Raw genomic sequence first — 11,456 nt, 5'->3', positions numbered from 1 at the left:
GAGCAGGATAAAAAGCAACAAATAAAATCTGAAATTCTCTCGCCTCATAACATAAAAATTGATAGTTGAAAAAATTATAATTCACTCTCCGATGTAATGGACATTTTACAATATAATAAAATCATATAATATTTTTTTCATGACAATATTGTAACCAATCTCATGGCAAGTGCGTCAAAAGCTAAATTTTTTACCAGGTCAACTAAAACTCATCGGTCATGATTAAAAACTATTTAAAAATAACTTATAGAAACCTTAAAAGAAACAAGATATATGTACTTATTAACACCCTTGGTATGGGTATTGCAATGGCCTGCTGCCTCACTGCATATCTGTTAATTGCATATAATCTTGAATTTGATGATCATTTTAATGAAGAGTCTGTTGACCATGTTGTAAAGACGGTACATCACTACCAATATGCTGATGGCGAGGCAGATCAGGATCTGACAGCACCTATAATGCTGGGCCCTGAAGCGGCAAGTGATATTCCAGCCATTTTGCGTTTTACACGATTTACCAACCAATGGGGCATACTCAGCTCCGGAGATCGTGCCTTTGAAGAAAATTTGCGGTTTGCTGATATCTCATTTTTTAGAATGTTCAAAATGGAACTACAGCGGGGGTCTTTCCAAAGCTTTGAGAATAATAATGGGCTGCTTTTAAGTGATGAAGCTGCCAAAAAATATTTTGCTGATGAAGACCCTATAGGCAAGATAGTAAAAGTGGAATTCAACAATAAAACCTACGAGACAGTTGTAGGTGGTGTTTTGGAAAAGCTACCACTGAATATTTCGTTTAATATCGATGTGTTGCTGCCGATGAAAATGTATATCGAAGGTAATGAAATCGGGACTGACGAGTGGGATCACTCCGTATCAGTCTTATTTCAACTGAGCAATATAGATCAACTACCATCTGTAGAGCAGACATTGCAGCGATATATTTCCCGAAAAAGCAATGAAAAAAGCGAACTAAAGACCATTTCGTATGAATTATTGCCTTTTCGCGACTTGGTGATAAATGGAGAAGTAAACAAAAGCGATTTACGTTTACCGATCCCTTATATGGCCCTTACTATTTTTTCAGTACTGGGTTTTATCATTCTCCTTATAGCTTGCTTTAATCTTACCAATACGACTATTGCGCTTACAGCACGACGTATGAAAGAAATAGGTTTACGAAAGGTGGTGGGTTCAAGCCGGACTCAGATTATTGGACAATATCTGTTTGAAATGGCTGTCACCATAGCCCTGGCAATAGCGGCAGGCGTTTTATTGGCCCAGATTATTGTACCTGAGTTTGCGGCTATGTGGCAGCTACGCTATGGTTTAAACGATTTGAATAGCCTTAACTTAGTCATAGCGCTCATAGCTTTATTGGTTGTCGCTGTTGTGCTGGCAGGTATTTACCCTGCTATGCTTAACAGTAAGTCCAAGCCTATAGTACTTCTAAAAGGGAGCAAAAAGATCAATGGCACAAATCCATTTACCAGGTTACTCTTAGTGCTTCAGTTTGCTTTGTCGATCATTGTGCTTATAGCCGGAACAATATTTACACTTAATGCTGATTATCAAAAAGATATCTCTTTCGGTTACCGGAAAGACAGGCTTATTAATGTATCCGTTCAGGACGAGCAAGTATATAATCGTTATAAAAATGCAATTGCAGATAATCCTGACATAGCAGGAATAGCTGGTGCAGAAAACCATATCAGTCCATATTCTGCTTATGAAATCACCGCGAAATTTAATGATGACCCGGCTTTTAAAACTTTGCTTTACAGAGTTGGTGCCGGTTATTTTGAAGTGGTTGGTCTTGAAATGATCAATGGCCGTGGTTTTACGCAGGATAGTAGGACAGACAGTGAGACAGCGATAATAGTTAATGAAAATTTTGTAGCCAATCATAGGCTTATTGATCCTATTGATATGCAACTGTTCTACCATGATCAGCCTTACCGGATAGTTGGAGTTGTCAGCAATCATTTGGATGGCCTCAAGCAGCATGATAGTGAAGAGCATGTGTATATGCTGGCAAGCCCTGATCAGTACAAGAAAATGGTTATAGGAACAGGTACAGATGATGTAGTTCGTATACAGCATGAAATGGAGGCAGAGTGGAGAAAGCTTTTCCCTGACCAGCCTTTTTTGAGTACGCTGCAAGAGGAAGTCATTTATATGGAGGCGAATGCCTATAACCATAACCTCAAACGGATATTCTTTTTCCTTACCGTACTGGGTTGTTTGCTTTCTGTTTCGGGAATTTATGCATTGGCTAGCCTCAATATTCAGAAAAGAACAAAAGAGATAGGAGTTAGAAAAGTTTTAGGTGCCACAATTGCTCATATTATGGTGCTTCTGAATAAGGAGTTTGCCTTTATAATGGCTTTGGCAATGGTAGCAGGAGGGGCTGGAGGCTTCTTTATTACCCAGGCGCTGCTTGGAGACCTGTATGCTCAACATATTGAAGTTGGATGGGTGCCTGTAATATGTAGCTGTCTACTCCTATTTATAATTGGTCTATCTGCATCTTCCGGTATCATTTTGAGAGTGGCGGTTGCAAATCCGAGAGAGACGTTAAGAGACGAATAGCGGCTAAAGGGTCTAAAAAATAACCTCCTGCTGACCTTGTCAGACAGGAGGTTAAAATCCAACGCAAACTAAAAGGATATTTTATCTCATTTCATTGTTCCAGGCAGAAATGCCACCTACCAGATTGTAGAGCTTGTTAAAACCCATGTCGGCCATAGCACTACATGCCTGTCCGCTGCGGTTTCCACTTCTGCAGTACACGAGGTAGGTTTTGCTTTTGTCCAATTTACCTACCTGGCTTACAAACTCAGGTGACATGAGGTTAATCATTTTATAGCCCGGGATAACACCATCGCGGGTCTCTGCCGGGGTACGTACGTCAAGTACCACTGCATTCTTATCTTTCATCAAACTCTGAAACTCTTTCGCTCCTATGTTTTGATATTTTGTTGTTTTAAATCCGAATCCAAACATTTCTCTATCTTTTTAAATCATTTTTATACTTTATCCAATCTTGTGAAGCCTATTTAAATTCATTGATAGCTTCACTAAGGTCATATACCTTGTTTTTGAGTTGCTTTGCCAGTATGCTTGCTCCTGCGGCCGACCTGTAACCTCCGGCACAATGCACTACAATCGGTTTGTTGCCATTGATTTCATCAGCACGTTCCCTGAGTTCAGGTAAAGGAATGTTGATGGCGTCTTTAAAGAATTTTCCATCCGCTACCTCAGACGTATTCCTGATGTCTACAATGGTGAACTGATCAGGGTGTTGCCTGAAATCCTGCAGGTCAAGCGGCTCATCTTTGGCCAGGTTATCTTTAGGGAGCAAAGCGGCTCCTTTGATATTCGTTTCGTATCCGATCTTTGCTGCACGTCTGACTGCATTGTCCAACTCCGCTTTAGAGTCTCCCACTAGGTAAAACTGCTCCTCAGGGCCTACAATTGACCCAAGCCAGGTTTCAAACTTATCGTTATCATTACTGTTGGGAATATTAATGGCTCCTTCAATATGCCCTGCCTTGAAGCGAGCCTGGTCCCTGACATCCACGATTACAACGCCTTTTTCAAGAGCATCAGTATTCGACAGGTAAGGCACTTTTTTAAGGCTTTCTTCCAATGGCTCCAGACCTTTGCGGTTAAGCTCTACTTCATAAGGGAAGTATTTAGGTATGAAAGACTGGCCTTCGAGATAACTGTCAATGAAGCGGTCTTTTTCCTTAAGCTGAAAAGCCCAGTTTTCCCTTTTCTCCCGGCCAATGGTACTGTACAGGTCATCGCTCATGTTTTTGCCACAAAGTGATCCGGCACCATGTGCAGGGTAGACCACCACATCTTCTTCCAGCTCGTTGAATACAGAGTTGAGCGTATCGTACATCATACCGGCCAGCTCCTTTTTGTTCACTTTGATATTGCCGGCCCCTTCACGTAAGTCTGGTCTTCCCACATCACCAACAAACAGCGAATCTCCGGTGAAAACGGCCTTTTCTTTTCCTTCTTCATCTATGAGCAGGTAAGAGTTGTGATCAGGGGAGTGGCCTGGCGTAAATAGTGCCTTTATGGTAACTCCTCCGATTTTTACTTCGTCATTATGTTCCAAAGGTTTGTAGTCATAAGTAACACCCACTTTTGGATTGACGTAGATGTCGGCGCCATGCTTTTGCTGAAATTCCAGGTGGCTGCTGGCAAAGTCCGCGTGGGGGTGGGTTTCGAATATGGCCACTATCCTGGCATTATGCTCTTGGGCAAAATCGAGGTAAGGCTGAGGGTCTCTGCCGGGATCAACCAGAGCTATTTGTCCGTTGCTTTCTATGGCGTAAGAGCCATGCGCCAGGGCTTTATCATATATCTGTTTAATCTTCATATCTACTTTGTTATTTTTCAAGTCTTATTTAATTCTAATGCAAATCTAATGTGTTATTAAGGGCCTGTCAGTAACAAATGTTACAAGCGCGACTTTAAAAAGTCAGGTAAAATTTCCCGGCACACAAACTTTTTCATCGCTGTGTTTGCCATACAGTTGCAAACAGCAATCGGCAAAAGCAGTTGGCAAACTTGGAGAGAAACAATAGGTGTGGTAGTTTGATCCTTAAAAAAGAAGCTCTTTCACGATCATAAAAGCGCCCATAACCAGTACAAACCAGCCGAAGCCTCTTTTAAGCTTTTGGCCGTCAATAGAGTGGGCGAGGTATGTCCCTAAGAATATGCCCACAATAGCAATGAGGGAAAATATGCCCAGAAATGTCCAGTTGATCGGTGCATCGGCATGTATGTCGCCAATAAACCCTATGAGTGATTTCACTGCTATGATCAGCAGGGATGTACCTACTGCCATTTTCATGGGTAATTTGGCAAATAACACCAGGGCTGGAATGATCAGGAAACCACCACCTGCGCCTACCATTCCCGTAAGGGTACCCACTACCAGCCCCTCAATGATGATCATAGGGTAGTTAAATTTAGTTTTAGCTTTTTCGTCGTGCCGCGCTTTGCTTATGCTCTTTTTGCGGATCATGGATACTGAAGCAAACACCATCAGAAAAGCGAATAGCAGCAGTATGCCGGTATCTTTAGAGAGACTAAAGCTGCCAAGGGTCAGCCAGGTTTCAGGCAGTGCCGGTACCAGAAGCAACCGAGTAAGGTAAACTGCTGCAAATGCAGGAACAGTGAACACAATTCCCGTTTTATAGCTTACCAGCCCTTTCCGGGCATAGTTTATTCCTCCTATGAGGGCACTGAAACCTACTATGAAAAGCGAGTAGGCAGTTGCCAGTACAGGTTCTATACCCATCAGGTAAACTAGTACCGGCACAGTAAGTATGGAGCCACCGCCTCCGATCAGCCCTAAAGAAACTCCTATGGCTGCGGCCCCGAGGTACCCTGCAATTTCTATTATTGTCATCTGCTAAGTTGTTTTAAAGTTGTTTGACCACTGTTGCAAAGGTATGGGCGCGAGAGGGGAGATAGCGTAACATTTGTTACATGATATAATGAGTAGCAGGAGTAGGGGGAGTGACCAGAGTGGTCTTAAATCTCGGTGAGAGCTACAAGCAAAATACACTTATTACAGGTTCCACGGGTAAGTATCAGGCATCTCTTTGCTATTGGCTTTCAGGTGCAGCGGGTGCACGGCCTCGGTTTCGTCTATGTATAGGAATGCATCATAGCGTTGTGGAATACGGCTGGGCACATAGTTTGAGTAACGGTCGGCTCCCGGACTATAAATTACGCCGATGGCCCTGTGGTTGAGCCGCTGCGACATGAGTTCCTTATTTTTATCAGGATCGAAAATGAGCAACCTGTTTTCTTCATTCATGCTGTGCAGCAAGTATTCCCAGCTTCCTTCCGGGGCTTCGGGCACTGTCATTTCTTCCATAGGCGCGCCCCATGACCTGCCTGCGATCACGCTTCCTTTGTAAGAACCAAAGCCTACCAGCACCACATCCTCTTCGCCATACTTTTCGCGCACAAGCTGGCCGACATTTACCATTCCGCTTCTGGCCATCGGGGTTGCCCTGGCGTCTCCAATATGGGTGTTGTGCTCCCAGATCACACATTTGGTGCTGTCCTTGCCATGAAATTCCATGAGGTCATCCAGGGTTTCGGCCATATGCCTGTCCCGGATATTCCATGACTCCGGCCCTGAGCCAACCATAGCCCTGTAATACCTCTCAGCATTGACAGCAACTTTGGCATTTTGACCAGTGCTAAATACCATTTCGGGGTCTGAATCGTAGCTGCTTATGTGAGAGGTAATGTCTGCCAGCATTTTAACCACTTCTTTTTCACAGGCTTTGGGAACCAGCCGGGTGGCCATTGCATAAGCCTGTCCCTCAGTGCCGCCATAGCTTTCAAAGCATTCCATTACCTTGCGGGTCTCCTTGGCTATCTGCGGGTCTTCTTTGTCGAGGTATTGGAGTATAGCCTCAAGAGATTCGCCCAGACTATAGACATCGAGCCCATAAAAGCCCACTTTCCGGTTCTTTATAACATTGTTGTTATAATCTTTCATCCATTGCAGCAGGGCGGCTACTTCCCAGTTTGCCCACATCCAGGTGGGCCAGCGGTCAAATTGCCTGAGTACTTCTTCTTCTGTTAATCCCGAATCTTTGTAGCCTTTCACAAAGCGGTTGAGCCTGTAGCAATCCGGCCAGTCACCTTCAACGGCCACAAATGAGAAGCCTTTTTCTTCTATCAGCCGCTGCGTGATAGCCGTTCGCCAGGTATAGTATTCATGTGTACCATGAGAGGCCTCGCCAAGCAATACAAAACGTGAGTCTCCAATGCGATCCATAAGCGGGTCGAGGTGGTGTGATGTTTCCAGCCTGTGACTGACGTCTTTGGTACTTTCAATTAATCTTTGGTGAGCAGAAAGCGTTTGAGTATCCATGGAAGTGACATAGTTTGTTTATTTAACAAAAAACAAGAAACATACCTCCCCATATAGCGCCGCTATTCACTGATAAAACAGATGTTCATGTGGAATAATCTGCCTGAGGAGTAGATAATATTCCATTACCGGATACCCTTGTAAAAATATCAGCACTTAAAAGCCAAAACCAAACAGTAAAAGGTATAGCCTGTGTTTTGCCTGTCCTTTCTACCTGATTTTTTCTCCAGCAACCGACCAACCTCAACCGACCCGTGACCTTCTACATTTCGTTATTATTTTCATGTGAAAGGGTTACTTCCTTGTCTTTTTTATTATCAAGTCTTGACTTGTATAACTTCTTATAGTTATAATGTGTTTTTAATCATTTTTTAGCTCCATATATGGCAAGGTTCTCCCTTTTTTTACTTCTCTTTCTCTCTTTTCAAGCCCAGGCACAGAAAATCGATGAGGAGCTTCTTGGTAAAGCAAAAAAGCTCAATGTGACGTATCCCGATGCAGCAGTTGCAGCATTGTCTTCCAAGTCGGTATATGACTACTTTATTGATAAGAAATCCGGTGTTCTAAACGCCAGTCATGAAGAAAGCCTGAGGTATCTGGCACTAAGGTCTAATACCAGCTTTGTAAAGCGAAATTACTACAATGATAAATCGAGCATAGAAAATTATACACTGAAATCGGACAGAGGTAAGAACTATGACCATGATAAAGCCTGCGGGCATTACCAGTCGGGAGACATTTTTTACTCTGATGCCATGATCTGCGCTTACCGCTTTATAATGGGGCTGCAAGGGCAAGGGGTAGACTTTGAATCCAAAACGGTTTACACCGATCCAAGGTACCTTACCAAGGTATTCTTTCATGACGAAATCCCTGTTATACAAAGGGAAATTGTGATCCGCGTACCTAACTGGGCGGAAGTGGAACCTGTAGAAATGAATTTTGAAGGCTATGATATTAAGAAATCCGTTACTCAGGGTGAGGTAACCACCTATACTTACCATATCTCAGATGTTGACGCACTGTCTGATGATGATCACGCTCCCGGTTCATTGCTTTACCTTCCCCACATTCTTTTGCTTACCAAGTCTTACGAGTATAACAATTCACGGATACCGGTGCTGGCATCAACGGATGACCTGTATGGCTGGTATTACACCCTGACAAGCCAACTGGGGCATAATACTGCCGGTATAGCTGAAAAGGTAAAAGAGTTGACAACAGGGCTATCTACGGACAAGGAGCGGATTGAAGCCATTTATTACTGGGTGCAGGATAATATCAAATATATCGCCTTTGAGAATGGGCTGGCTGCATTTAAGCCTGAAGAGGCTGACAAGGTGTTTTACAACCGGTATGGGGACTGCAAAGGCATGGCCAATCTTACCAAGACGATGCTGAAACTTGCGGGCTATGATGCCCGACTGACATGGATTGGAACCAATAAAATACCTTATACTTATGACATTCCTTCCCTGGCAGTGGATAACCACATGATCTGCACCGTTTACATGCAGGGTAAGCAATACATTCTTGATCCTACGGAAAAATATAACCCACTCGGACAGCATGCGGAGCGTATTCAGGGCAAACAGATCTTGATCGAGAATGGGGCTGAATATAAAATTGACACGGTAGCTGTAGAGCGCATAGAAAATTATTTGAACGAAAGCAGGCTGACCTTTAATGTTGCGGACAATCAACTGGCAGGAACAGGCCTCTCCAACATCAATGGGGAATACAAAAAAGACTTGTTCAATTATATCCATGCTTTGTCGAAAGAGGACGTGGACAAGTTTTTGAAAGCCGTAGTTTCCGGTAGCGGCAATCCTGATAATTTTAATATTTCAAAATATTCTGAGCTGGACCGAAATACTCCGCTCACTATCAGCTACGACATAAAACTGGATAATCATATCAATACCTTTGACGATGAAATGTACCTTGATCTTGACTTCAAAAAGGAATTTAAGGATCTTAAACTTGAGGATGACAGGGACATTCCGTATGACTTCGGCCGAAAATCATTTAACCGCACGGTAGCAGAGGTTACGCTGCCCAAAGGCTATAAGATCAACTACCTGCCGAAGCCCTACCATGTTGAGAATGACTATTTTGAATTTGACTTGAAATACGAAATGGTCAAAGGGAAAATAGTGTACACCAAGGAGATAAAACTACTTCAAAATACTTTGCCTGTTTCTGCTTTCGGAGAGTGGAATGCCACGGTCAACAGTATCAATAAATTCTATAATGATCAAATAATCCTGAAAGCTGATGACTAAGCATTCTGTTAAAACCCTGTTTATTGTATTTTTTATATTCGTAGCGCAGGCAGTAATTGCCGCAAATGATGACCCCAAAAGGGCTGCGGAGATCAGGCAGATGATGTGGAGCAATCCTGATCCTGAGTTTTCCGTGACTGCCATTCCCGACAAGTGGAAGGATAAATCAGCGGTGATCATTGCCAAGTATAACATGCTGTCGTATCGCAAAACGCCATTAAGCTCAAATCTGGATTATGTGCGGTTTAACCACAACAGGATCATGCTGTTGGACAAATCTTCTATTGAAGATTACTCTCAGTTTACCATTCCTGAAAGTGGCACCTATGGCAACATCAGGTCGACTTTTTATGCAGGCTTTAAAGTTATAAAGCCGGATGGCACGGAGATCGAAATACCTTTGTCGCAGGCGGTAAAAGAAGAACTGGAGGTGAATAATTCCGGCTTCAACAAGCTGAAACTCGCTATCCCCAACCTTGAAGAGGGAGATATCCTCGACTACTATTTCGGAGAAGAGCGACGGATCACGCTGGCTACCAAATATTTCAGTTTTGATCCGGTTATTTTCCAGTTGCATGGAGATTACCCAATCATGAAGCAGAAGATCACTTTTGATGTCTTGAGAAGGTGTTTTATTAACCTGAAATCTTTAAACGGAGCCCCTGACTTTGAGTTGGCTTCTGACGATAAGGAAGATAAAAACACCTATACACTGATAGATGAAGACCGGGAAAGCATCAAAGACATCAGGTGGTTGTATGCCAACCGTCAGATCCCCAGTGTTAAATTTAAAGTGACCTATGCTTCTTCGTTTGCAGCTTCCGCCCCGACTTTTATAGGGGAGCCGGGTGTTTTGAAGTCAGAGGTTACCAAAGAAGAAACCAAAAAGCTGGTGCAGTACATGTTCAATACCAGCATGTACTATGGTTCTGACCTCAATGGTTATATGAGAAAGCATTATAAGAAAGAAAAGGACCTGAACAAACTGGCAAGGGAGGCTTACTATGCCTACAGAAATATTGACAGGATCAAAAATACAGAGGCCAAACTTTTGTACGGACGAAATACCAATGAGAGCTCCGGTGTAGTTAAAGACGTGATCGCGCTATCCAACTACTACAGATGGAATGATATCCCTCATAAAGTGATCATTGGTGTGCCAAGGGAAATTTCCAGCATTGATGACCTTATCCTTGAAAATGAACTGATGCTGATGATCAAGGTGACCACTACCGATCCTTTTTACATTGGCAGGTTCACTAACCACTCCACCATTGGGGAAATTGACGAAAGCTTACAGGGAACTTATGCCTATGAGGTTGATGGTGTATTGTCACCGGTTCACTGGGAGTTGAGCGAAACGGAAATACCCATGCTTGAAGCTTCGGCAAACCATACCATGTCTCACTATAATATTAGTGTGGTTGACCTGGATGAGGATAAAGTTAATATTGATATTAAAAAGGAATCCAGCGGGGCCAACAGAATATTTTATCAGAATGTGCTGATGGATATCTACGACTTTAAGGAAGAGGAGAAAGCCCGGTTCGAAATGGAGGAAGATTTTGAAGGTTACAAGAAGTCGGAACAGAAAAAGCTGTTGCAGAGGAAGTCTGATTATATCGCCAACAGGGAAAAGCAGTTGAACGAGTCGCTTAAGGCAGTAATTGCTAATGACCTTGATCTCAAACTGGAGGAACCCACGGATCTTGAAATCGTGCAAACCGGCCGTTTTCATGATACTCCTGAGTTTATTTATACCTGCAAGGTTGAAGCCGGCGGTGCTATTAAGAGAGCAGGCAAAAACTACCTGGTTAATATCGGTAAATTCATAGATGGACAGATCCATCTGACTGATGAGGAAAGGAAAGAACGCATGTATGATGTCTACCATTCCTTTGCGCGGTCATATGCTTATAGAATAGAGTTTACCATCCCTGATGGCTATCAGGTACAAGGGCTGGATAAGCTCCAAAACAAGGTAGAGAATGCTACCGGAGGGTTTGTCAGTTCAGCTAAGATTGAGGGCAATAAACTGGTTGTGGAGAGTAAGAAGCATTACAGTTCAAACTTCAATAAAAAAGAAGACTGGCCTTTGATGGTGGAGTTTCTGGACGCTGCCTATAATTTTACTCAGCAACAGATACTTTTAAGAAAGCTGTAGGTTTTATCTCAACCATAGATTAAAGGAGGTTGTATTAAGCTAACCATAAGTAGTGAGTACCAGTTTTTTTAAATTTCGTACTA

Annotated in this window: 7 protein-coding genes; 3 read left to right on the top strand and 4 right to left on the bottom strand. The window is 42.9% G+C overall.

The features are described from left to right. The first annotated feature begins 218 nt into the window (after window positions 1-218). Window positions 219-2,594 (top strand): ABC transporter permease, encoded by a 2,376-nt coding sequence (locus E1163_RS29575; protein WP_155177303.1) that lies wholly within the window; start codon window positions 219-221, stop codon window positions 2,592-2,594. A gap of 81 nt (window positions 2,595-2,675) precedes the next feature. On the opposite strand, the gene E1163_RS29570 is transcribed toward E1163_RS29575, so the two are convergent. From E1163_RS29570 to E1163_RS29555, 4 genes are all read right to left on the bottom strand, one after another. After that, on the bottom strand, window positions 2,676-3,008 hold the full coding sequence (locus tag E1163_RS29570) for a rhodanese-like domain-containing protein (protein ID WP_155177301.1): 333 nt from the start codon (window positions 3,006-3,008) through the stop codon (window positions 2,676-2,678). A gap of 49 nt (window positions 3,009-3,057) precedes the next feature. Beyond that, window positions 3,058-4,398, bottom strand: coding sequence for an MBL fold metallo-hydrolase (locus E1163_RS29565; protein ID WP_155177299.1), 1,341 nt, complete (start codon window positions 4,396-4,398; stop codon window positions 3,058-3,060). Window positions 4,399-4,623: 225 nt separating this feature from the next. After that, window positions 4,624-5,436, bottom strand: coding sequence for a sulfite exporter TauE/SafE family protein (locus tag E1163_RS29560; RefSeq protein ID WP_155177297.1), 813 nt, complete (start codon window positions 5,434-5,436; stop codon window positions 4,624-4,626). A gap of 162 nt (window positions 5,437-5,598) precedes the next feature. Continuing rightward, a complete protein-coding gene (locus E1163_RS29555; RefSeq protein WP_155177295.1) occupies window positions 5,599-6,924 on the bottom strand; it encodes an erythromycin esterase family protein in 1,326 nt (441 codons plus the stop codon). 383 nt (window positions 6,925-7,307) lie between these two features. Between E1163_RS29555 and E1163_RS29550 the strand changes: the two genes are divergently transcribed. Both E1163_RS29550 and E1163_RS29545 read left to right on the top strand, forming a co-directional pair. Further along, window positions 7,308-9,209 carry a transglutaminase-like domain-containing protein gene (locus E1163_RS29550; protein ID WP_155177292.1) on the top strand — a complete coding sequence of 634 codons (1,902 nt, stop codon included), beginning with the start codon at window positions 7,308-7,310 and terminating at the stop codon, window positions 9,207-9,209. Continuing rightward, on the top strand, window positions 9,202-11,373 hold the full coding sequence (locus E1163_RS29545) for a DUF3857 domain-containing protein (RefSeq protein WP_155177290.1): 2,172 nt from the start codon (window positions 9,202-9,204) through the stop codon (window positions 11,371-11,373). Before E1163_RS29550 ends, E1163_RS29545 begins: the two co-directional genes overlap by 8 nt. Window positions 11,374-11,456: the final 83 nt, after the last annotated feature.

The organism is Fulvivirga kasyanovii (assembly GCF_009711405.1).
Classification (GTDB): domain Bacteria; phylum Bacteroidota; class Bacteroidia; order Cytophagales; family Cyclobacteriaceae; genus Fulvivirga; species Fulvivirga kasyanovii.
This window is presented reverse-complemented; position numbering and strand designations above follow the sequence as displayed.

Coding starts and splice junctions, on each gene's coding strand:
- E1163_RS29545 (WP_155177290.1), top strand. CDS start 9,202: ATGACTAAGCATTCTGTTAAAACCCTGTTTATTGTATTTTTTATATTC.
- E1163_RS29575 (WP_155177303.1), top strand. CDS start 219: ATGATTAAAAACTATTTAAAAATAACTTATAGAAACCTTAAAAGAAAC.
- E1163_RS29565 (WP_155177299.1), bottom strand. CDS start 4,398: ATGAAGATTAAACAGATATATGATAAAGCCCTGGCGCATGGCTCTTAC.
- E1163_RS29570 (WP_155177301.1), bottom strand. CDS start 3,008: ATGTTTGGATTCGGATTTAAAACAACAAAATATCAAAACATAGGAGCG.
- E1163_RS29550 (WP_155177292.1), top strand. CDS start 7,308: ATGGCAAGGTTCTCCCTTTTTTTACTTCTCTTTCTCTCTTTTCAAGCC.
- E1163_RS29560 (WP_155177297.1), bottom strand. CDS start 5,436: ATGACAATAATAGAAATTGCAGGGTACCTCGGGGCCGCAGCCATAGGA.
- E1163_RS29555 (WP_155177295.1), bottom strand. CDS start 6,924: ATGGATACTCAAACGCTTTCTGCTCACCAAAGATTAATTGAAAGTACC.